At 64.4% G+C, this 19,305-nt stretch carries 26 protein-coding genes; 16 read left to right on the top strand and 10 right to left on the bottom strand.

The annotated features are described in order from the left end of the window. Positions 1–356: 356 nt before the first annotated feature. The gene (locus IVB13_RS31005) at positions 357–821 is read left to right on the top strand and encodes a PaaI family thioesterase (RefSeq protein WP_247491167.1); all 465 of its coding nucleotides are present in this window, start codon (positions 357–359) and stop codon (positions 819–821) included. A 117-nt stretch (positions 822–938) separates the two neighbouring features. Here IVB13_RS31005 and IVB13_RS31000 read toward each other — a convergent pair whose 3' ends face one another. Further along, positions 939–1,232 (bottom strand): HdeA/HdeB family chaperone, encoded by a 294-nt coding sequence (locus tag IVB13_RS31000; protein ID WP_007602202.1) that lies wholly within the window; start codon positions 1,230–1,232, stop codon positions 939–941. Positions 1,233–1,412: 180 nt separating this feature from the next. Between IVB13_RS31000 and IVB13_RS30995 the strand changes: the two genes are divergently transcribed. Continuing rightward, entirely contained in the window at positions 1,413–1,655 is a 243-nt protein-coding gene (locus IVB13_RS30995; protein WP_247297240.1) for a PilZ domain-containing protein, read from the top strand. Positions 1,656–1,701: 46 nt separating this feature from the next. On the opposite strand, the gene IVB13_RS30990 is transcribed toward IVB13_RS30995, so the two are convergent. Both IVB13_RS30990 and IVB13_RS30985 read right to left on the bottom strand, forming a co-directional pair. Next, positions 1,702–3,717 (bottom strand): pyrroloquinoline quinone-dependent dehydrogenase, encoded by a 2,016-nt coding sequence (locus IVB13_RS30990; protein WP_247491403.1) that lies wholly within the window; start codon positions 3,715–3,717, stop codon positions 1,702–1,704. Between the two features lie 33 nt (positions 3,718–3,750). After that, on the bottom strand, positions 3,751–3,984 hold the full coding sequence (locus IVB13_RS30985; RefSeq protein ID WP_018456385.1) for a hypothetical protein: 234 nt from the start codon (positions 3,982–3,984) through the stop codon (positions 3,751–3,753). Positions 3,985–4,152: 168 nt separating this feature from the next. On the opposite strand from IVB13_RS30985, the gene IVB13_RS30980 reads away from it, so the two are divergent. Together IVB13_RS30980 and IVB13_RS30975 are read left to right on the top strand one after the other, a co-directional pair. Then, a complete protein-coding gene (locus IVB13_RS30980) occupies positions 4,153–4,557 on the top strand; it encodes a hypothetical protein (protein WP_018456386.1) in 405 nt (134 codons plus the stop codon). Positions 4,558–4,667: 110 nt separating this feature from the next. Continuing rightward, a complete protein-coding gene (locus IVB13_RS30975) occupies positions 4,668–4,997 on the top strand; it encodes a hypothetical protein (RefSeq protein WP_247491165.1) in 330 nt (109 codons plus the stop codon). Positions 4,998–5,054: 57 nt separating this feature from the next. Here IVB13_RS30975 and IVB13_RS30970 read toward each other — a convergent pair whose 3' ends face one another. Beyond that, positions 5,055–5,522 carry a DUF6691 family protein gene (locus IVB13_RS30970; protein ID WP_247491163.1) on the bottom strand — a complete coding sequence of 156 codons (468 nt, stop codon included), beginning with the start codon at positions 5,520–5,522 and terminating at the stop codon, positions 5,055–5,057. Positions 5,523–5,527: 5 nt separating this feature from the next. Continuing rightward, on the bottom strand, positions 5,528–5,956 hold the full coding sequence (locus IVB13_RS30965; RefSeq protein WP_247491161.1) for a YeeE/YedE family protein: 429 nt from the start codon (positions 5,954–5,956) through the stop codon (positions 5,528–5,530). A gap of 169 nt (positions 5,957–6,125) precedes the next feature. On the opposite strand from IVB13_RS30965, the gene IVB13_RS30960 reads away from it, so the two are divergent. After that, positions 6,126–7,289 (top strand): GNAT family N-acetyltransferase, encoded by a 1,164-nt coding sequence (locus IVB13_RS30960; protein WP_247491159.1) that lies wholly within the window; start codon positions 6,126–6,128, stop codon positions 7,287–7,289. Positions 7,290–7,297: 8 nt separating this feature from the next. Here the strand turns inward: IVB13_RS30960 and IVB13_RS30955 are convergent, their stop codons facing one another. After that, a complete protein-coding gene (locus tag IVB13_RS30955) occupies positions 7,298–7,963 on the bottom strand; it encodes a DsbA family oxidoreductase (protein WP_247491157.1) in 666 nt (221 codons plus the stop codon). 68 nt (positions 7,964–8,031) lie between these two features. Continuing rightward, positions 8,032–8,853 (bottom strand): helix-turn-helix transcriptional regulator, encoded by an 822-nt coding sequence (locus IVB13_RS30950; protein ID WP_247491155.1) that lies wholly within the window; start codon positions 8,851–8,853, stop codon positions 8,032–8,034. 101 nt (positions 8,854–8,954) lie between these two features. Between IVB13_RS30950 and IVB13_RS30945 the strand changes: the two genes are divergently transcribed. Both IVB13_RS30945 and IVB13_RS30940 read left to right on the top strand, forming a co-directional pair. Then, the gene (locus IVB13_RS30945; protein WP_026233166.1) at positions 8,955–9,185 is read left to right on the top strand and encodes a hypothetical protein; all 231 of its coding nucleotides are present in this window, start codon (positions 8,955–8,957) and stop codon (positions 9,183–9,185) included. Positions 9,186–9,223: 38 nt separating this feature from the next. After that, a complete protein-coding gene (locus tag IVB13_RS30940; protein WP_247491153.1) occupies positions 9,224–9,622 on the top strand; it encodes a hypothetical protein in 399 nt (132 codons plus the stop codon). 140 nt (positions 9,623–9,762) lie between these two features. Here the strand turns inward: IVB13_RS30940 and IVB13_RS30935 are convergent, their stop codons facing one another. Continuing rightward, positions 9,763–10,323 (bottom strand): SET domain-containing protein, encoded by a 561-nt coding sequence (locus IVB13_RS30935; RefSeq protein WP_247491151.1) that lies wholly within the window; start codon positions 10,321–10,323, stop codon positions 9,763–9,765. Between the two features lie 165 nt (positions 10,324–10,488). On the opposite strand from IVB13_RS30935, the gene IVB13_RS30930 reads away from it, so the two are divergent. Further along, positions 10,489–11,109, top strand: coding sequence for a hypothetical protein (locus IVB13_RS30930; protein WP_247491402.1), 621 nt, complete (start codon positions 10,489–10,491; stop codon positions 11,107–11,109). An 18-nt stretch (positions 11,110–11,127) separates the two neighbouring features. Here IVB13_RS30930 and IVB13_RS30925 read toward each other — a convergent pair whose 3' ends face one another. Continuing rightward, on the bottom strand, positions 11,128–11,853 hold the full coding sequence (locus tag IVB13_RS30925; RefSeq protein ID WP_085349392.1) for a TetR-like C-terminal domain-containing protein: 726 nt from the start codon (positions 11,851–11,853) through the stop codon (positions 11,128–11,130). Between the two features lie 107 nt (positions 11,854–11,960). Between IVB13_RS30925 and IVB13_RS30920 the strand changes: the two genes are divergently transcribed. The 6 genes from IVB13_RS30920 (at position 11,961) to IVB13_RS30895 (ending at position 16,224) form a co-directional block, all read left to right on the top strand. Continuing rightward, the gene (locus tag IVB13_RS30920; protein WP_247397353.1) at positions 11,961–13,358 is read left to right on the top strand and encodes a carotenoid oxygenase family protein; all 1,398 of its coding nucleotides are present in this window, start codon (positions 11,961–11,963) and stop codon (positions 13,356–13,358) included. Positions 13,359–13,398: 40 nt separating this feature from the next. Then, the gene (locus IVB13_RS30915) at positions 13,399–13,668 is read left to right on the top strand and encodes a hypothetical protein (protein WP_247397356.1); all 270 of its coding nucleotides are present in this window, start codon (positions 13,399–13,401) and stop codon (positions 13,666–13,668) included. A gap of 77 nt (positions 13,669–13,745) precedes the next feature. Then, positions 13,746–14,321, top strand: a complete 576-nt coding sequence (locus IVB13_RS30910; RefSeq protein WP_247397359.1) for a hypothetical protein — start codon at positions 13,746–13,748, stop codon at positions 14,319–14,321. Between the two features lie 12 nt (positions 14,322–14,333). Next, positions 14,334–14,888 (top strand): septation protein IspZ, encoded by a 555-nt coding sequence (locus IVB13_RS30905; RefSeq protein WP_085349396.1) that lies wholly within the window; start codon positions 14,334–14,336, stop codon positions 14,886–14,888. Positions 14,889–14,992: 104 nt separating this feature from the next. Beyond that, the gene (locus tag IVB13_RS30900) at positions 14,993–15,289 is read left to right on the top strand and encodes a hypothetical protein (RefSeq protein ID WP_007602176.1); all 297 of its coding nucleotides are present in this window, start codon (positions 14,993–14,995) and stop codon (positions 15,287–15,289) included. Positions 15,290–15,303: 14 nt separating this feature from the next. Further along, positions 15,304–16,224: an SH3 domain-containing protein gene (locus IVB13_RS30895; RefSeq protein ID WP_247397361.1), complete on the top strand. Its 921-nt coding sequence runs from the start codon at positions 15,304–15,306 to the stop codon at positions 16,222–16,224. A 134-nt stretch (positions 16,225–16,358) separates the two neighbouring features. Here the strand turns inward: IVB13_RS30895 and IVB13_RS30890 are convergent, their stop codons facing one another. Beyond that, positions 16,359–18,014 carry a fumarate hydratase gene (locus tag IVB13_RS30890; protein ID WP_247491148.1) on the bottom strand — a complete coding sequence of 552 codons (1,656 nt, stop codon included), beginning with the start codon at positions 18,012–18,014 and terminating at the stop codon, positions 16,359–16,361. A gap of 246 nt (positions 18,015–18,260) precedes the next feature. Here IVB13_RS30890 and IVB13_RS30885 point away from each other — a divergent pair, with 246 nt between their 5' ends. Then, entirely contained in the window at positions 18,261–18,734 is a 474-nt protein-coding gene (locus tag IVB13_RS30885) for a hypothetical protein (RefSeq protein WP_026233168.1), read from the top strand. Positions 18,735–19,018: 284 nt separating this feature from the next. Further along, the gene (locus IVB13_RS30880; protein ID WP_007612258.1) at positions 19,019–19,192 is read left to right on the top strand and encodes a hypothetical protein; all 174 of its coding nucleotides are present in this window, start codon (positions 19,019–19,021) and stop codon (positions 19,190–19,192) included. The last annotated feature ends 113 nt before the right edge of the window (positions 19,193–19,305 follow it).

The raw sequence follows: 19,305 nt of genomic DNA, 5'->3' as shown, positions 1-19,305 counted from the left end.
GACTCCTTGATCATCCATGGCGGCGCGGGTCGCCCGCGCCTTGTCACCCCTGCCACAACCGCAGGGGCCGCTCGGCCCGCTAGAGCCGGTCCGATCTGCACGATTTCGGCGCGTGGAGCCAGTCGTCCCAGATCGGGCCGCACTTGGTGCACCCGTTCAGCAACAGGCCGAGCCCGGCCAGACAAAACACGAGGACATACCTACGCAACATCACCTACCCATACCCACTCCATGGCATCATACCGGGCGAAGTCAGGCATTTTCAAGCCGACGGGACCCGCGGCAGACCGGCGACTTTGCCGCGCCGGTCCGCTCGAAATGCCGAACATCCGGCAATACAGGAGGGAACGACAGCAATGCCATCGCAGCCAGAAGCCGAGTTCGGCATCAATGAGGCCCGACGCATCCTCGGCGAAGTCTTTGCGCCCTGGGTCCAGGATCTCAACCTGTCGGTCGAGCGCATCGATCACCTGCCGCCGCCGGACGTGCCGGACTGGCAGCCGGCAGCGCTCCTGCGCATGCCGTTCTCGGAGCGGCTGTGCCGCAACGGTGGTGTGGTCTGCGGCCAGGCCCTGATGGCGCTCGCCGACACCGCGATGGTGATCGCGAACCTCGCCGCCAACCGCGGCTATCGTCCGATGACGACGGTCGACCAGACCACGCATTTCATGCGCGCGGTCTCCTCGTCGGACGTGCTGGCCGACGCCCGCGTGGTGCGACTCGGACGCACCATGAGCTTTGGCCGGGTCACGCTGCTCTCGGCCACCGACAACAAGCCGGTGGCGATGGTGTCGAGCGCGTTCGCGATGCTGCCGGGGTGAGCATCATCCGAAAGAAGAAAGCCGCGTGAGCGCAATGCGCACCGCGGCTCTCAATGGCGTCATGTCGAGACGGGAAGCGCGGTTGTGATCGCGCGTCGTGCCGACACGCGGCAGAAATTACTTGCCGAGCACTTCGTCAGCCGCGGTGACAATGCTGACATTGGGATTTTTTCCGCAATAGCTGCCGAACTGCTTGGCGTTCTCGACGAATACGTCGGTGTCGATGATCGCATTCTCTTCGTCGCCCTTGTACCAGCCGTCCATCCAGGTCAGCACCATCTTGATGGTGTCGTCGCCGCTCTCCAGGAACTGCTTGCAGCTCATGGTCGCGAGATCGAGCTTGGTGGCGTGGGCGGGCATGGACGAGAGCGAGAGCGCTGCGGCGAACAGAAGCGAAAACGTGGTCTTCATCAATATCTCCATCGGCGCGTAGCGCCACAAAGGAACGGCTTGGGGAAAAATCCGCGGAGTGACTTCCGCTTCGACGTCGTAAACGAAATCTGAAGCGCTGTGCAAGTAGCGCCAGTATTGAGTTTAGTTCAACGTAATTTCTATGCACTACTTCACAAAGATCATTATGGATTGACGCGGATGATCGAGAAGCGTGCAGCGCAGCGTTACCGTGTTTTCAAGGGTGGAAAGATCACCTTTGAAAACAGCGGCATCACATGCACGGTGCGAAACATGTCGGCGGACGGCGCCGCAATCGACCTCGATGCCCTCGTCACATTGCCGCAATCGTTCACGCTCGCGATCGCGCGCGACAATTTCGTGCGAAAATGCCGCCCTGTCTGGCGTAGCGACAGGCGCATCGGCCTCGCTTTCGTACAGTAGTGCATACGATGTGAACGATCATTCGCATCGCGCGCGTGATGCTGCGTCATGTTCGCGCGACACGACGTCGGCGACGCCAGCGCAGGCTTGCAACCACGAGCGCGACGATCGCGACCGCGATCGCCGATGATGCCGCAAAAAATCGTCCACCGGGGCGATCGATCGTACGCGACCACAGCGACGGCCCCTCGCCCGGCCGTGCCAGGCGAAACGCAACGACGCTGTCGCCGATCGAGGTGCCTGCCTCGGAGTGGCCGCCGGCGCCGATCGCGACATACTGCTCGCCCTTCCAGAGATAGGTCATGGGATTGGCGACGCCGGGCACGGGCAGCCGACCCTGCCACAGCTCCCTGCCGCTGCGCGCATCGAAGGCGCGCAAATAGGCGTCCATCGCTCCGGTGAAGACGAGCCCACCTGCCGTGACCGCGAGCCCGTTGACGAGCGGCGCACCCCACGGCAGCGGCACGCCGAGCGGGGCGAGATCCTCGGTGGTGCCGACCGTCGAACGCCAGAGGATCTTGCCGGCCTTCAGATCGACCGCGACCATCTCGCCCCAGGGCGGCTTGTTGCAAAGAAGCCCGAGCGGCGACATTGCCACCGCACGCGACATCGCAAACGGCGCACCCGTCTGCTGGCCGAAATCATGACCGGGCGGAGGATCGAATCCGACCGCCTCCGCCCGCGGAATCAGCTTGATGAGATGAACGGCCCGGCTGGTGTTGGCATAGAGGACCTGGTTGACGGGATCGAAGGCCGCACTGCCCCAGTTCACTCCGCCGCCGGTGAAGGGAAACTCCAGCGTGCCTTGGGTTGAGGGGGGCGTGTACAGGCCCTCGTTGCGTGCCTCCGCAAACTGCTTCTCGCATGCTGAGCGGCGCAGGCTAGGAACGAGCGAGAGCGCATCCTCAGCCGAGATTTTTTGCGACATCAGCGATGGCACATGCGTCGGGAATGGCTGCGTGGGCGACAGCCGTTCACCTTCCGCGGCCCCCTGCGGGACGCTACGCTCCTCGACCGCCCACACCGGCTTGCCGGTGTCGCGATCGAGCACGAAGACAAAGCCCTGCTTGGTCGGCTGGATCACGACATCGCGCTGACCATCGCCGGCGTCGATGCGCGTGAGCGTCGGTTGCGCCGGCAGATCGTAATCCCAGACGTCGTGATGCACGGTTTGGAATGCCCATACGAGCTCGCCCGTCTCGATGCGCAGCGCGACCACCGAATTGGCATGTTCGTTGTTGCCCGGCCGCTTGCCGCCCCAGAAATCCGGCGACGGCGAGGACGTCGGCAGGAATACCAGTCCGCGCACCGCGTCGACCGACATCGGCGCCCAGACATTGGCGTGACCGGCTTCGATGCCGTCGCGCTTGAGCGGCTCGAACGTCCAGCGCGGCTGACCGCTACGCGCATCGAACGCACGCACCACACCGCTCGGCGCGTCGACGCGGCGGTTGTCGCCAATCGCGGAGCCGACCACGACGACCCCGCGGCCGACCGCCGGCGGCGAGGTGATCTGGAATTCGCCCGGCCATTCCAGCTTCATGCCAATGTCGGGCCTGACCTCACCGCCCTCGCCGAAGCCGGCACAGGGGATTCCCGTCTTCGCATCGAGCGCGATCAGGCGAACATCGTTCGTGCCCATGAAGATACGCGATCGACATGCGGCATCTACAGGCGCCTCATCGTCGATCCAGTAAGTGACGCCGCGGCAGACGTAGCGGTTGGCGGGACGCTGGTTCATCGCGATCCTGGGATCGTAACGCCATTTCTGCGCGCCCGTACCGGGATCGAGCGCGATCACCTCGTTGAAAGGCGAGCAGAAGACCAGGCTGTCCTCGACGAACAGCGGCGTCGCCTGGAATTTGGTTCGCCGCATCACCCCGGGCGGCCGCGCCGCGAGATCGCCCGTGTGGAATTCGAAGGCCCGAACCAGGTTGCCGACATTGTCGGGCGTGATCTCTCGCAATGGCGAGAAGCGCGAGCCACCGGGATCGCCACCCCAGCTCTCCCAGGCGATGCCTGGCCGCGACGAAAACAAGAGGAGCGGGATGAGAGCGGCCAAATAGCAGGAGCGGGTCGCCAAGGGCCGCCTCACCTATTTCGGCTTCTTGCCAGGTTCGGGCGGACGCGCCCCGCTCCACGGATCGTACTTCTCCTTGGACTCGGGAATGCGCTCGAGTGCGGCCTTGTAGGCCTTCTCGTCGACCTTGGGCTTGTTGTCCGCCTTCTGGCCGCCCTCGTTAGGCTGACGCCTGCCACCACCCATCTGCGCCTGCGCGGAGGCAACCGCCAGCGCCAGCACGGCGGCCGCTATGACCAAAATCCTCATGGGCGCAATCCCCCTCGTCTGGGGTACAAACTAGCCGGCAATCATGGAATAGCCAATGCCGCGGGCTCCAGGGCTTTAGGAAATCTTGGCTTCAGCAAATTTTGATCGGCCGGGTCTTCGTCGGATCGCATTCGTGCCTATGTTTTGGCCCGCAGGGGACCTTCACGGATGTTACGGATTATTGCTCATGCCGCGCTGCTGGCCAGCGCGCTCGCGCTCGGGGCCTGCGGGTTTGCCGACAGCCGCGCACCGGTGCCCGAGTTCATGCGCATGAAGGAGGCCGAGCAGCCGCCGCCCGAATCGCCCCCCGACGTCAAACGCGTCGTGCGCGAGCAGATCGAAGTCGTCTTCCTCAGCACGTCCTATCCGCGTGAGGTGCATGTCGCCACACCCCATCGTGAGGTACGAGGACCAGGCTGGACAGCTTGCGTCCGCGCCCAGCTCACCTCGGCGACCGGATCGCCGCTCGGGCCACAGACCTACATCGTGACCATATCAGGCGGAAAGGTGGTCGATCGCCGCCGCGCCGAAGCGGACGACATCTGCGGATCGGAAAGCTACGAGCCGATCTAGGAAACGGATCAAGCCGACGTCCGATCCGGTTCCGGGAAAAACCTGTAATTTTGCCGGAACGATCATGGCCTCCCCTTCTTGTTACCGCCGAGGGCAGTTTCGAGGAGGACATGATGAGGACATTCACGATTGCGTTGCTGGCTGGCGTCGGAGCCTTGGCAGCGGTGGGCGGCGCGAAGGCCGCCGACGTCTATACGACCAGCGAATACACCGGCCCCGATCTCGTCCAGCAAGTGCGGCTGGTCTGCGACGATTCCGGCAATTGCTATCGCACCCGCGGCGGCTCGCGTGTGATCGTGCGCGACTCCTACGCGACGATGCCGCGTGACCGCTACTATGAGCGCCGCACCTATCGCGACTGGGACGATGGTCCGCGCGGCGGCGTCGGCATCCGCGCACCCGGCGTCAGTGTTGGCGTTGGTGTCGGCGATCGCTGGTAGTCGATGAAGCCATGAAATGCAGGACCGGACGAGATAACTCGCCCGGTCCTGTCCATGTCAGATCTCGAGCGGTTTTCCCGGCGTGACAATACGCGTTGCCGACGGGAGCTGCGCGATGAAGCGGGCGAGCACCATGCCGGCACACATCGCGACGACGAAGATGAAGGCGGAGGCCGAGCCAAATCCGAGCGCGGTCAATGCCGGGCCTGGACAAAAGCCTACGAGGCCCCAGCCGATACCGAAGATGGCGGGACCGGCGATAATTCTCGGATCGATATCGTTTCGCGTTGGGACATAGAAGCGGTCGGCGAAGACAGGCCTTGCGAGTTTCAAGACGCGGCTGAAGCCAATGAAGGTCACCGCGACCGCGCCAGCCATCACCAAGGCCAGGCTCGCGTCCCACGTTCCTGCCGGGATGCCGCCAATGTTCAGGAAATTCAGGACCTTTGCAGGGTTCGACATGCCTGAGACGATGAGACCAAGGCCAAAGACCACACCGATCGCGAACTGAATGAGGATCGTCATCGCGGTCAGCTCCAGTGCCGCATCACGAAGACGGTCGCCATGCCCGCCGCCATGAACGTCATGGTCGCGACTAGCGATCGCACCGACAACCGCGACAAGCCACAGACGCCGTGGCCAGAGGTGCAGCCGCTGCCCCACACCGCGCCGAAGCCGGTGAGCAATCCCGCGACGATCAGAAGCGGCGTTCCGGCGCCGATCGTTTGCGCCGGCAGGCCTCCCGTGACAAGGCGCACCAGAACGGGCGCGACGATAAGGCCCGCGACGAAGGCGAGCCGGCCGGCGAATTGCCGATCCTCGTAAGGCGGAAACAGCCGCGCCGCGATACCGCTGACCCCGGCGATCCGTCCCGTCGTCCACATCAGCAGCACGGCGGACAGGCCGATCAACGCGCCCCCAAGGAGCGACGCAATCGGCGTAAATGGTGTGGCGACCATGATGATCCTCCGGCTCGAGAGCAATTCTGGCGTCCATCGGCGCATCCGGCCGGCTCGCGGCCGGATGCTCAACGAGACGTTAATATTACCACTCGAATTGAAGCGGTGTCCCAACTGTATTTTCCAATCTTTGCGCTAAGCATGGCCTCCTGAACGGGGACGACGGGACGTGGTCGATATCGCGCACCAGGCTGCGATCAATCCGGCATCGGCAAAGCATGCCGCGACGGCGCGCGCGCGCGTCCCGCTCACGGCGATTGAACCCGGCCAGTGGCGCGCACTCGCGCAGCGCGCGATCGAGCCGAACGGATATTACCTGCCGGGCTGGGAGCTCGCTGTCAGTGCAACCGCGCGCGGCCGCACCGATGCCTCGGCGCTTTCCGCATACGATGGATCGCGGCTGATCGGGCTGATGCCGGTGATCTCGCTCTGGCGGGCATGGAAGATCCCCCTGCCCGCGCTGGTGAGCGCGCATCCCTATGGTACGCTGTGCAGCCCGCTGATCGACCGCGATGCCCCGATCGAGGCAGCGGCGCGCCTGTTGCAGCAGGCCCGCGCAACCGGGGCGCATGCGCTCGTGCTGAACGATGTCGCGCTCGATGGGGCGGCAATGACCGCCCTCAGCCAGGTTCTGAATCGCGACGGCCTGAAGCCGCGCCTCCTCAACTCCTACATCCGCGCCAGCCTCGACGCGACCCAGGACGGTGAGACGCTGCTACGCGACGCGCTCGGCACCAAAAAGCTCAAGGAGCTACGCCGCCAACGGCATCGCCTCGAAGAACACGGCGCAATCGTGTTCGACGTCGCGCGCAGCCCCGACGAGATCGGGCCGGCGCTCGAGACATTTTTGCAGCTCGAAGCCAGCGGCTGGAAGGGGAAGCGCGGAACCGCGCTGGTCCAGCACGCGGGCGATGCAACCTTCATCCGCCGCGCCGCTCGCGCGCTGGCGGAAACCGCGCAATGCGAGATCGTCACCCTTCGCGCCGGCGCGACGCCGGTGGCCGCCGGCATCGTGCTGCGACATCAGGATCGCGCTTTCTTCTTCAAGCTCGGCATCGACGAGCGCTTCGCAAGATATTCGCCGGGCGTGCAGCTTACACTCGAGCTCACCCGCCGCCTCTGCGCCGATCCAGCCATCGCCAGCGCGGATTCCACGGCGAGCGCCGATCACCCCATGATCAACCCGATCTGGCGTGGGCGCTTCGCCGTCGGCGACGTGCTGATAACGTTGCGGCGGAACGACCCCATCGTGGCGCTCGTTCACGGAGCGCTCGCGGCGCACGGCATCGCCTACGCGGCGGCGCGTCGCGCAGTTCGCCTGCTTCGTAAATAGGATAGCTCCTACTCCGCCGCCTGGGCGTTGATCTCCGCCGAGACCTCGCGGATGGCGCGCGCGAGCATGTTGGGATCCTGCGCGCCGGAGACGGCGTATTTTTGCGCGAACACGTAGGTCGGCACGCCGGAGATGCCTTTCTCAGCGGCTTCTTGCGCGTCCGCCGATACGCGCGCGACGTCCTCGTCGGTGGCGAGGCGCCGGCGCACGTCATCGGCATCGAGGCCGACATCGGCAGCCGCCTGCACAAGCACGTTCAAATCGGTGAGGTCGCCGCCGTCGCGGAAGTAGAGCTCCATCAGGCGCTGCTTCATCTCGGGCGTCTTACCGATCGCCTCGGCCCAGAGGATCAGGCGGTGGCAGTCGGTGGTGTTGGGCTGACGCGCGACAAGCTCGGGCCGATAGGCGAGCCCCTCTTCGCCCGCGGCCGCAACGACGCGTCCCGCAATACCCTTGTAGGCCTCGACCGAGCCGAACTTCTTGGTGAGATACTCCTCCCGGCTGATGCCCTCGGACGGCACCCAGGGATTGAGGAAGAAGGGACGGAAATTGAGCTTGACCGGAACATCGGGCACCAGCGCCAGCGCACTCTCGATCCGGTGCTTGCCGATATAGCACCAGGGGCACACCACGTCGGAAACGACGTCGATCTGAAGCGGTTTTAGGGTGCTCATGAGCGCCTCCTTCGGGCGTTGCGGGTTTGTGGCCAAAGATAAGCCGAACCCATGCCGAGGCAAGGCCGCTAGCTCATCGCTGCTGCCATTTGTCGGAGCCGCTCGGCAGTGCGCTCGTCGGCCGGGAAGAAGGTTTCCAGAGCCAGCTCCGACAGCGTGATGTCGACGGGCGTACCGAATACCATGGTGGTGGAGAAGAAACTTAGTATCTCCCCCTCGTGGCGCAGCTTGAAGGGGATCGCGACATTGTCGCTCGACAGCGGCGCCGCGCGCGCCGGGATCGGATAACTCTTCAAGTCGTTATACAGTTTGATCAGCTCGGGATCGGCCGTGGCCTCGCATTGCCGGTGCAGCCGCTCCAGGAGATGTCCGCACCATTCCGCGAGATTGACCGTGCGCGGCGCCAGCGCCTCGGGATGGAAGGCAAGCCTCAGCACGTTGAAGGGCTGACCGAGCAGCCGCTGCGGGATGCCGGCGAGCAGCGGCGCCAGCATGCGGTTGGCGGAGACCAGATTCCAGTGCCGGTCATAGGCCAGCGCCGGATTCGGCTCATGCGCCCTGAGGACGAGGTCGATCGCCTGGCGGGCTGATTTCAAGGCGGGATCCTCCAGCGTGCGTTGCGGAAAGGCCGGGGCATAGCCGGCGGCGACCAGCAGCACGTTGCGTTCGCGCAGTGGCACGTCGAGACGCTCGGCGAGTCTGAGCACCATGTCGCGCGAGGGCGCGGCGCGGCCGGTCTCGACGAAGCTCAAATGCCGCGCCGAGATTTCGGCCTCACCGGCGAGATCGAGCTGGCTCATGCGGCGGCGCTGCCGCCATTCGCGCAAATGGTCGCCGATATGGACCGGCTGGCTGCGTTCGGCCTGTGCGGTGGATGCATGTGCGTTCATGGTCGAAAACCTAGCACGCAGATTTCGGCCCTTCCATTACGTCGGAGGTAATCGAATTGGGGCTCGGGCCGGCGCATCTTGGGTCGCAACAGGAGACGACCATGATCGCATTGCTGCTCTACCGGACCGTCACAGACCAGCTAGTTCCCTGGGCCATGGCGCTCGCAACCCGGATGCTGGCGCGCAGCCTCAACATGCCGGAGCCGCTGGTGCATTCGACCGGCGACTACGTCGTCGCGCAGGTCACGGCCTTCGAGCACAGCGTCGGCAGGAGCCTCTGCCCGTTCCGCCTCGCCCGCCTGCTCCGCGCCTGGTGGCGTGGATTGCACTGAGTTTCACCTCGAGCCCACCCCAACCATGGAGACCCACGATGATCGACGCATCCACCTTCCTTCGCCGCGCGCTTCTTGCCGACGCGATCTTCAGCGGCGTGGCCGCTCTCGGTTTCACGTTCGGCGCCAGCGCGTTCGCCTCGCTGTTCAACCTACCCGAAGCGCTGCTACGCGAGACCGGCCTGTTCCTGATAGCCTACACGGCGCTGGTCGGCTGGCTCGCCTCACGCGCCTGCGTGGCAAAGCCGCTCGTGCTGCTGGTCGTGGTCGGCAACGCGGCCTGGACCGTCGGCAGCATTGCGCTGCTGCTCTCGGGCGCGGTGTCGCCGAACCTTGCCGGCGAGCTCATGGTCGTGGCGCAGGCGATCGCGACCGGCGTGTTTGCCGAACTGCAATATGTGGGATTGCGCAGGAGCGGGAGTGTGCTGGCTGCCTGAGGCCACATCACTCGCTGTCGTTGCCCGGCTTGACCGGGCGACCCAGTATTCCAGAGGTAGTCGTCGCAGACGGAGCTGCGGCGTACTAAATGCCCCGCTTTCGCGGGGCATGACAGTTATGCCAGAAGCTCGAACTCAGGCTAGGCCCGCGCGCGGCCCTTCGCCTTGCCGACGGCATGACCATTAAGCTTCTTCTTTTTGGCGGACTTCACGCTCGCCTTCTCGGCCTTGCGCTCCGTGCGCGCCTTCACCTTGGCCCGTTCGGCCCGCGCCTCGGCGCGCAGCTTCTTGCGCTTCTTCTCGCAAGATTCGCACTTGCAGCCGATCGGCTTCAGGTAGGCTTTGAAATAATCGGTGCCGTAGTCGTAATTGATCTCGTCGCCCGGCTCGATGTTCTTGATGGCGCGGATGAAAACCTTGCGCTCGCGCGGCCGCACGTCGGATTCGGCGTTGGGCCTGCACGAATGGTTGATGTAGCGCGCGAGGTTCTTGCGCACGGAGCCGTCAATGGTCCAGCGACCGTTGAGCTCGAACAGGTATTTGTTCTCGATGTCGTCGTGCTCGGGAATCCGGGAGTCCAGGATCGGTCCGTAATAACGGATGATCCGGGTGCCCTTCTTGATCGGCTTGGTGGCGAAGAGGCCGAGCCCGGTTTTCGAGCGGCCGACGCGATAAGGTTTGTTGGACGAGGTGGCTGGCATGATCACGAAAAACGAGGACGCGAACGAGGCTGAAAGAGCCCAAGCGAAGCCGCTCTTCTAGAACGATTCCGCGCCGCTGTCAGGTGTCTGTTGACCCCGTTTGAACCTTGCCCACAATCAAGACGTCTGATGGTACGGAGTTCCCACTCGATCAAAGGCGTCGTCATGTTCCGCATCACCACCGCAGGCTTAGCCATATTGCTCTTGGCCATGTTGCTGATGTGCAGTGGTCGCGACCGCGCCGACGCCCGATCCGTGGGCAGCCAATATACCTCGACGGCCCCGAAGGATTGCCGCCAGATCGGAAAGCCCAGCGAGCTCGACGGCAGCACCACGCGGGTCTGCAAGGGCAAGGATGGCCTCGTGGTCCTGATCGCCGAAGACGATCTTCGCGAAATCGTCTCCGTCGGCCGCAATCGCGAGGCCGCGGCCGAGGAACCGGCGGCTAAAGTCTGGTTCGCTCCGTTCAACTCGTCCGAAACCACCGTCGAATGGCGCACCGCTGGGGCCAAGCCGTTTGCGATGATCCAGCGCTGGCACATCGCCGATGGCACCGATCCCGACAAGCAGGGGCGGCCGAACACCAAGGCCATGCTCATCGTGACCCGTCTGCCACCCGGCCCCGTCTGCCACGTCGCCTATGTCGACGCGATCGCCAACCCGAACGCCAATGAGCTCGCGCGCAAGGCCGCGGACGAGTCCGCCCGCAGCTTTACCTGCGGCAAGGACGAGGTGAAGATCATAGGCGCACGCGGCCGCGCGGTCGAGCTCGCGACGATGCGCTAGGCGCTCGCCGGCAATCGATCAGGGGCCCGGCGGCTTCCCCGTCACGGGCGACATCAGCATGGCCTCGAGCAGGCGTTCGGGAGTCGTGCCCTCGGGCAGACGCCCCAGAATATCCTCCAGCCGTCCATCGAGCAGCAGCATCGTAAAACCGTGCACCATCGACCAGGCGCGCGCGATCGCAGCGCCCTGATTGAGCGTCAGCGCGTCGCCGCGGATCTGCTCCTGCCGCATCATGCCGACGGCATTGGCGAGTCCCGCAAAGGACGCCTCGGCGGCCTCGTGCAGCGACGGCCTGGAATAGTCGAGGCGCTCGGTACGGAACATGATGCCGTACATGCCGGGATGAGCCTGGGCATAGGCAACATAGGCTTTCGGCCGCGCCAGCGCGTGCTCGAGCGGGGTGGTGGCGGTGTCAGAGGACGACGCCATCGCCGCATTGAACTGGCGGAAGCCGACCGCCGCGAGCTCGCTGAGAAGCCCGGTGAGGTCACCGAAATGATGGGTGGGCGCGGCATGCGAGACGCCCGCCTCGCGCGCCACCGCGCGCAATGTCAGGCCGGCGAGCCCGTCACGCTCCAGCACCCGTTCGGCGGCCTGGAGCAGCGCCTCGCGCAGCGCGCCGTGGTGATAGGGCGCCTCGGACTTGACGCTCGCCGGTCGTCGCGCGGAACGCGCCGGCGCGCTCGCCTTCTTCGAAATGCGCCCACCGCGCGCGGTTTCTGTCCTGATCTCACTCTTGCCCATGGGCCAGCTATAGGACGCAATATTGACAGTGTAAAGATTTCACTTGACCAAAACCCCTCGTACGGCTATTTGATCTTTACGATGTAAAGATAAGGAAGGGATACGCCGTGAAGCAGGACGCCGTTGCCGAACGCCGCCACAACCTCGGTCCAATTCCCTTCGAGGCCGACGCGCCCTTCCTGAAAATCATCGGTGAATTGCCGCGCGAGCTGAACGGCACGCTCTATCGCAACGGCCCCAATCCGCAGTTCGACTCGCCCGGCGCGCACTGGTTCGTCGGCGACGGCATGCTGCACGCCTTTCACCTCGAGAACGGCCGCGCCAGTTATCGCAACCGCTGGATCCGCACGCCGAAATGGCTGGCCGAGCACGATGCCGGCCGCGCGTTGTTCGGGGGCTTCGGCCGCAAGCTGCCGGATGCGCCGCAAGAGCTCACCGACGGCGGCGTCGCCAACACCAACATCATCCTCCATGCCGGCAAGCTGCTTGCGCTGGAAGAAGCCCATCTGCCGACCGAGATCGAGCCGGGCACGCTCGAAACCCGCGGCTATCACAATTATCAGGGCCGTGTCGCCGGCAGCTTCACCGCGCACCCGAAGATCGATCCCGTCACCGGCGAGCTGGTGTTCTTCGGCTACAACGCCGCGGGACCGCTGACGCCTGCCCTCTCCTACGGGTCGATCGACGCGTCCGGCAAGGCGACGCGCTTCGAACGATTCGAGGCGCCCTATGCCAGCATGGTGCACGACTTCATCGTTACCGAGAACCACGTGCTGTTTCCGATCCTGCCCATCACCGGCAGCATGGAGCGCGCGATCAGCGGGCGGCCGCCCTATGCCTGGGAGCCGGACAAGGGCGCCTATGTCGGCGTGATCAAGCGCAAGGGCAGCGCGAAGGACATCGTCTGGTTTCGTGCTGAAGCCTGCTACGTCTTCCACGTCATGAATGCGTGGGAGGACGGTGACCGCATCATCGCGGACGTCATGCAGTTCGAGGAAGCACCACTATTTACGCATCCCGACGGCACGCCCACCAATCCCGAGAAATCCTTCGCTCGCCACTGCCGCTGGACCTTCGATCTTGCCGGGAAGACCGACCGCTTCCAGCAGACCTATCTCGACGATCTCACCGGCGAATTCCCGCGCATCGACGACCGCCGCGCCGGATTGAAGAGCCGTCACGGCTGGTACGCCTGCGCCAATCCGAAGCTGCCGATGTTCGGCGCGCTGTCCGGCGTCGTCCATGTCGATGGCAATGGAACGCGCCTCGGCCATCATCTGCTGCCGGCCGGCGACACCATCTCCGAGCCGGTCTTCGTCGAGCGGTCGAAGGATGCCGCGGAAGGCGACGGCTGGTTGCTGGCGGTGGTTTGGCGCGCGCGGGAGAACCGCAGCGACCTCGCCGTGTTCAATGCCAAGGATGTCGAGGCCGGCCCCGTCGCGCTGGTGCAACTCGGCCATCGCGTGCCCGACGGTTTTCACGGCAATTGGGTCGGCGCGCGCTAGCCCTCCTCTCGACATCGCTGAGGTCACCAAAAGGTCTCCCATGCATCTGCCCTCGATCACCGCGGACCGCCTCGCTGTCCTGATCCTGTTCCTGATCTGCGCCGGGATCACGCTCCCGATGATCCGGCCGCGGCGGAGCGGCCAAACCGTCTTCAACGGCGGTATCCTGCTTGCCTTCGTCCTCTCGATCGCCTGCGCGTTACCTGTGCTGCCGCACCTGTCCTGGGCCGGCTTCATTGATGAGATGGCTGACCAAGCCGTTGCAGCAATCCAATTTTTGGAAGTCGCTTACGTCATTTTGACACTGTAAAGATTCTACTTGACCCCGCCTCGCTCCTGACATATTGATCTTTACATCGTAAAGATAAAGCCTGACCGAGGCGAACCATGGCGATTTTCCTGATCCTCGCGCCCTACGGCGCCTTCACTTTCCTGATGCTGATGACGTCTGCCACGATCAGCGTATTCGTAGCCTCGGCAACCTGTCTGGCCACCGTGGCGATCGATGTCGTGCGCGGTCGCTCGGTGAAGATCCTGGCTATGGGCTCGGCGCTGCTATTCGCCGCAATCGGCCTCCACCTCGCGCTGTTCGACCCGGCGCTTGGCACGCTCGGTGTCAAGCTGTCGGTCGACATCGGCATCTTCGTCATCTCGCTCGGCTCGATGCTGGTCCGGCGTCCCTTCACGCTGCAATACGCGGTCGAATCCGTGCCGGCCGAGACCGCGGCAATGCCCGGCTTTCTCTATGCCAATTACGTCATCACGGGCGCTTGGACCGCGGCTGCGCTGCTGATGGCGGCCGCCAATCTCGTGCTGCTCTATGTCCCCGGCCTGCCGCTCTGGTCGAGCCTTGCGGTCGCCTTCGCCGCCCGCAACAGCGCGATCTATTTCACAAAATGGTATCCCGAATATCGGCAGATCAAGTACGGTGCGCCGGCCAGCCCAATGTCCAACTCCCGCTGAACAGGATCGACGATGAAGGACGTATTCGCCCGCCTCGCCTCCGACCTCTTCTCTGCCATCGTCTTCCTGGTCATCTACATCATCACCGACAACGTCGTCCTGGCAACGTCGGTGGCGATTGCCGGAGCGATCGCGCAGGTGATCTACGCGCGCGTCAAGGGGCAGCAGCTCAATTACATGACCTATGCGAGCGTCGCGCTCGTCGTCGTGCTCGGCACGGTCACGCTGCTGACCAACGATCCCCGCTTCATGCTCGCAAAGCCCTCGATCGCGCATTTCGCGATCGGCGCCATCATGCTCAAGCGGGGCTGGATGCTGCGCTACATGCCGCCGATCGTCGTCGAGACCGTTCCGGAATATGTGACGGCTGCAGGTTATGCCTGGGCCGCGCTGATGTTCGTAATCGGCGCCGGCATGATCGCCGTCGCCTCCACAGGCGATCTGAAGCTGTGGGCGTTCTACATCACGGTGGTCGCGGGCGGCGCCAAGATCCTCGCCTTCGCCGTGCAATACGTCGTGCTTCGCCTCATCGTCACCAGCCGACGACGCGCCGCCGCCCGCGCCTAAATGCCTCCAACGGAGCGTTAGGCGCGAGCGGCGAGTTGCGCTATACGCTCGGCCGGGACTGGCCCGCGGATCGTCGCGGTCCGCCGGGATCTTGGGAGACGCGAATGGCCGTCGACGGCAACTGGACTCTGACCCTGACGACCCCCATGGGCGAGCGCAAGGCGACGCTGAGCCTGACGGCTGCCGGCGGCACGCTCACGGGGACGCAGGGCGCGGAAGGCGATACAGCCGAGATTTTCGATGGCACCGTCAGCGGCGATGCCGTCAACTGGAAGGTCTCGATCACCAATCCGATGCCCTTGACGCTCGAATTCATCGGAACCGTCTCCGGCGACAGCATGAGCGGTGAGATGGGCATCGGCCCGATGGGCAGCTTCCCGTTCACCGGCACGCGCGCCTAAGCCGCGCGGCAACCGTGCGCGCGCTCGGTCTCATCGCGGCGACGATCCTGTGTGTCGCGACACAAGCGGCTAGCGCGGACGACGCCGAACCGGCGTGGCGGGCAAGCGCGCTCGCCATGCTACCGGCAGGCTATGTCGCCGGCACGGCCTATCGAACCGAAGGGTCGACGGGCTACCTCGCCGTCTATCCGATCTCGTCGAACGATCCGAAGTCACCTGCAAGCGTGTTCGCCACGCGCCAGACTCTCGTGGTCGCGCTGACGCCGGATGCGACGCGCGCAGTCTCGGTCGCATTGAAACCGCGTAGCGGGCCCGATCCTGACACCGACGACACCGACTTCGCAAAGCTGCATGCCGATCTCGCCGCGAAGCGCTCGACGCTTCCCGACGGTACCGAGCCCTGCGATTTCGGCGCCTGGTCCGTCGACAAGGATCCTGATGGCCTCAACGTGCGTGCCGAACCATCGATCAAGGCGCGTGTGCTCGGCACGCTTCCGCCGCCCTACCGGCTCAAGCTCGGCGGCAGCGAGAACACGCCCGATGGCGGCTGGCTCACCGAATTCCGCATCCTCGGCTTCAAGAACGGCTGGTTTCTGATCGAAGGCGCCAAGCCGCCGGGCAAGGACTACGAGGACGACAAGAAATATCCGCGCAGCGCGCCAAAGCCCTATGCCGGACGCGGCTGGGTCGCCTCCAACAAGGTCGGCGCGTCCTACGCCAATGGCGCGACACGCATGGGCGGTCTGTTCCAGGCGCCCTTCGTTGATGCGAAATGGATGCCCGCCCAGCGCGAACTCGGCGGCGCGATCGACACCGACGGCGGACCGAAGCACATCTTTGCCTGCAGCGGCCTCTGGGGCTTGGTCGAGAGCCAGGACGGCGTCCGCGGCTGGTGGCGCGGGCTGTGCTCCAACCAGGTCACGAATTGTAGCTGAGCGAGTAAGTCTCGTGTCCCGGACGCGACGCAGCGCGAAGCGGTGCATCGCAGAGCCGGGACCCATGCCCGCCACGGGGACCCCGGATCAGCAGCGCATCATTTCATGCTGCGCAGCGTCCGGGGAACGCGGCCTCAGCCCAGATTCAACTCCTTGAAGAAGTCGTTCCCCTTGTCGTCGATGATGATGAACGCCGGGAAGTCGACGACCTCGATGCGCCAAATCGCTTCCATGCCGAGCTCGGGATATTCGAGCACCTCGACCTTCTTGATGCAGTGCTCGGCAAGATTCGCCGCGGCACCGCCGATCGAGCCGAGATAGAAGCCGCCATACTTCTTGCAGGCCTCTCGCACGGCCGGCGCGCGGTTGCCCTTGGCGACCATCACCATCGAGCCGCCGGCGGCCTGGAACTGATCGACAAAGGAATCCATACGGCCCGCAGTGGTCGGGCCGAACGCACCGGAGGCGTAGCCCTCGGGCGTCTTGGCCGGGCCCGCGTAATAGACGGGATGGTTCTTGAAATAGTCCGGCAGCGGCTCGCCCTTGTCCAGCCGCTCGCGCAGCTTGGCATGCGCGGAATCGCGCGCGACGATCATGGTGCCGGTCATCGATACCCGCGTCTTGGTCGGGTACTTCGAGAACGTGGCAAGGATATCCTTCATCGGCTGGTTGAGGTCGATCTTGACGACCTCGCCGCCGAGCGACTGCTCGACCTCAGGCAGATACTGCGCCGGGTTGTGCTCGAGCTCTTCGAGATAGACGCCGTCCCTGGTGATCTTGCCGAGCACCTGGCGATCGGCCGAGCAGGACACGCCGAGCCCGATCGGGAGCGAGGCGCCATGACGCGGCATGCGGATCACGCGCACGTCGTGGCAGAAATATTTTCCGCCGAACTGCGCGCCGACGCCGAGCGACTGCGTCATCTTCAGAATTTCCTGCTCCATCTCGAGATCGCGAAACGCATTGCCGTCGGGCGAGCCGTGGGTCGGCAGCGCATCGAGATAGCGAGCCGACGCCAGCTTCACCGTCTTCATGCAGAGCTCGGCCGAGGTGCCGCCGATCACGATCGCGAGGTGATAGGGCGGGCACGCCGCGGTGCCCAGCGTCAACACCTTCTCCTTCAGGAAGGCGAGCAGCCGGTCCTTGGTCAGCACCGAGGGCGTCGCCTGGAACAGGAAGCTCTTGTTGGCGGAGCCGCCGCCCTTCGCCATGAACATAAACTTGTAGGCGTCATCGCCTTCGGCGTAGATCTCGCACTGCGCCGGCATGTTGTTGGCGGTGTTCTTCTCCTCGTACATCGACAACGGCGCGACCTGCGAGTAGCGCAGATTGCGGCGCAGGTAAGCATCGCGCGCGCCTTCCGACAGTGCCGCCTCGTCGTCACCATCGGTGATGACGTTGCAACCCTTCTTGCCCATGATGATCGCGGTGCCGGTGTCCTGGCACATCGGCAGCACGCCGCCTGCAGCGATGTTGGCGTTCTTGAGGAAGTCCAGCGCGACGAACTTGTCGTTCGGGCTCGCCTCGCCATCCTCCAGGATCGCGCGGAGCTGCTTCAGATGACCCGGTCGCAGATAGTGGTTGATGTCGCCAAAGGCCGCTTCCGACAGGGCCCGCAGCGCGTCGCGGGACACCACCAGCATGTCCTTCCCCAAAACCTTCTCGACCCTGACGCCCTCGGCCGTGATCTTCTTGTAAGGCGTCTCGTCCTTGCCCAGCGGAAACAGCGGCGTGTGCTTGTAGGGCGGAACGGGCTTTGCGGGATCGGGAAAGGCGGTAGGAGCGTTCATGGCGGGAATCTCGGGGTTCTGGAGCCCTCGCATGGGCCCCTTTCATAGAAGCGTTCTAAGCTTTTTTGCTGCAAAGGGAAGGCGCTCTGGTGCGGTCGGGGCATCCCGATTCGGCGACACGGTGACCTATTTTCGGCGGCTGTCGGCGGACACCAAGCTCTCATGATGCCGGTGAAGACCCTGGGTGCACCCCTTGCGCTACGCGCGCGACGACGGTTGAATGCGCCCGCTAAGGGGCTTTTCATCATGACATTGAACTTGCACGTCCGCGGCGCGATCCTGGTCGCCGCCGCCATCACCGGCCTTGTGACCATCGCCTCGCCCGCCCGCGCGGACCGCTGCGATGACAGCGCCAAGGAGCTGGCGAACCAGGTCGATCGCCTCAAGGTGAATTTCCGCGCCGCCAACGTCGTCTACCTGACTCATCCGGCGGCCAAGGAATTGTCCGTGGCCTGCCGTGGCGACAAATATTCGATCGAGCTCTATGCAAAGGGCGATCGCAAGCCCAAGCCTGAGTTCTTTGCGCTGGTGGGGTCGATGGCGGCGATCGTCTTCACCGTGACCAAGGACGATACGACGACGGGCGCGACACGCTGCCTGAAGCGGATGGGGCTCTTGCGCGGCGACAAGATCAGCATGCGTTACCGGCGTCTCAACATGGAATGCGCCCGCACCAAGACGGATGCGTCCATCGCGATCACGCGCGGCAAGGACGAATAGGCGGTCCCCGCGCGGTGTGCGCCTGACAGCACACCGCCCACTACGGACCGTCATTGCGAGCGTAGCGAAGCAATCCAGAATCCCTCCGCGGAGACAGACTGGATTGCTTCGCTGCGCTCGCAATGACGAGGAGAGGTCTGTCCTCTCGCGGAAACAGCGCTTTTGGCGACACGAAAGCGGCCTCCTCCACCGCACCGGATCCCTCGCATTTTAACGATTGGCTTGAATGAAATTTCGCTCCTCGCGGCGCAGGGTCAATTGTTTCCATGTGTGAGGATTTGTGGATGAGCGTTTCTACCGTTTCGCCGCCGCCGATCGCGATCGTGGTGCCGAGCTACGACACGACCAAGCAGCAGGACGATCAGATCAAGACCAAGGACAACGACCCGACCTATAAGCCGCCGCCGCCCGCGCCGCTGCCGCCGGGTCAGGGCACGCGGATCGATCAGCTCGCCTGATCAGCCGCGTCGAAGATGAAATGCCCGATCCGGTCGATCGGGCTTTTCGCGTGTCCGGCCGCATCTTCGCCGGATAGCTGCACCAATATCATGCGCGGCTACCCTGAGACCTG

This window comes from Bradyrhizobium sp. 17 (assembly GCF_023073515.1).
Lineage (GTDB): Bacteria > Pseudomonadota > Alphaproteobacteria > Rhizobiales > Xanthobacteraceae > Bradyrhizobium > Bradyrhizobium canariense_D.
Note: the sequence above shows the minus strand (reverse complement) of the source record. Positions and strands in the feature narration are given on the sequence as shown.

What these genes read in the sequence shown, in the direction of transcription:
- IVB13_RS31005 (WP_247491167.1), top strand. Translation starts at nt 357, where the DNA reads ATGCCATCGCAGCCAGAAGCCGAGTTCGGCATCAATGAGGCCCGACGC.
- IVB13_RS31000 (WP_007602202.1), bottom strand. Translation starts at nt 1,232, where the DNA reads ATGAAGACCACGTTTTCGCTTCTGTTCGCCGCAGCGCTCTCGCTCTCG.
- IVB13_RS30995 (WP_247297240.1), top strand. Translation starts at nt 1,413, where the DNA reads ATGATCGAGAAGCGTGCAGCGCAGCGTTACCGTGTTTTCAAGGGTGGA.
- IVB13_RS30985 (WP_018456385.1), bottom strand. Translation starts at nt 3,984, where the DNA reads ATGAGGATTTTGGTCATAGCGGCCGCCGTGCTGGCGCTGGCGGTTGCC.
- IVB13_RS30980 (WP_018456386.1), top strand. Translation starts at nt 4,153, where the DNA reads ATGTTACGGATTATTGCTCATGCCGCGCTGCTGGCCAGCGCGCTCGCG.
- IVB13_RS30975 (WP_247491165.1), top strand. Translation starts at nt 4,668, where the DNA reads ATGATGAGGACATTCACGATTGCGTTGCTGGCTGGCGTCGGAGCCTTG.
- IVB13_RS30970 (WP_247491163.1), bottom strand. Translation starts at nt 5,522, where the DNA reads ATGACGATCCTCATTCAGTTCGCGATCGGTGTGGTCTTTGGCCTTGGT.
- IVB13_RS30965 (WP_247491161.1), bottom strand. Translation starts at nt 5,956, where the DNA reads ATGGTCGCCACACCATTTACGCCGATTGCGTCGCTCCTTGGGGGCGCG.
- IVB13_RS30955 (WP_247491157.1), bottom strand. Translation starts at nt 7,963, where the DNA reads ATGAGCACCCTAAAACCGCTTCAGATCGACGTCGTTTCCGACGTGGTG.
- IVB13_RS30950 (WP_247491155.1), bottom strand. Translation starts at nt 8,853, where the DNA reads ATGAACGCACATGCATCCACCGCACAGGCCGAACGCAGCCAGCCGGTC.
- IVB13_RS30945 (WP_026233166.1), top strand. Translation starts at nt 8,955, where the DNA reads ATGATCGCATTGCTGCTCTACCGGACCGTCACAGACCAGCTAGTTCCC.
- IVB13_RS30940 (WP_247491153.1), top strand. Translation starts at nt 9,224, where the DNA reads ATGATCGACGCATCCACCTTCCTTCGCCGCGCGCTTCTTGCCGACGCG.
- IVB13_RS30935 (WP_247491151.1), bottom strand. Translation starts at nt 10,323, where the DNA reads ATGCCAGCCACCTCGTCCAACAAACCTTATCGCGTCGGCCGCTCGAAA.
- IVB13_RS30930 (WP_247491402.1), top strand. Translation starts at nt 10,489, where the DNA reads ATGTTCCGCATCACCACCGCAGGCTTAGCCATATTGCTCTTGGCCATG.
- IVB13_RS30925 (WP_085349392.1), bottom strand. Translation starts at nt 11,853, where the DNA reads ATGGGCAAGAGTGAGATCAGGACAGAAACCGCGCGCGGTGGGCGCATT.
- IVB13_RS30915 (WP_247397356.1), top strand. Translation starts at nt 13,399, where the DNA reads ATGCATCTGCCCTCGATCACCGCGGACCGCCTCGCTGTCCTGATCCTG.
- IVB13_RS30910 (WP_247397359.1), top strand. Translation starts at nt 13,746, where the DNA reads ATGGCGATTTTCCTGATCCTCGCGCCCTACGGCGCCTTCACTTTCCTG.
- IVB13_RS30905 (WP_085349396.1), top strand. Translation starts at nt 14,334, where the DNA reads ATGAAGGACGTATTCGCCCGCCTCGCCTCCGACCTCTTCTCTGCCATC.
- IVB13_RS30900 (WP_007602176.1), top strand. Translation starts at nt 14,993, where the DNA reads ATGGCCGTCGACGGCAACTGGACTCTGACCCTGACGACCCCCATGGGC.
- IVB13_RS30890 (WP_247491148.1), bottom strand. Translation starts at nt 18,014, where the DNA reads ATGAACGCTCCTACCGCCTTTCCCGATCCCGCAAAGCCCGTTCCGCCC.
- IVB13_RS30885 (WP_026233168.1), top strand. Translation starts at nt 18,261, where the DNA reads ATGACATTGAACTTGCACGTCCGCGGCGCGATCCTGGTCGCCGCCGCC.
- IVB13_RS30880 (WP_007612258.1), top strand. Translation starts at nt 19,019, where the DNA reads ATGAGCGTTTCTACCGTTTCGCCGCCGCCGATCGCGATCGTGGTGCCG.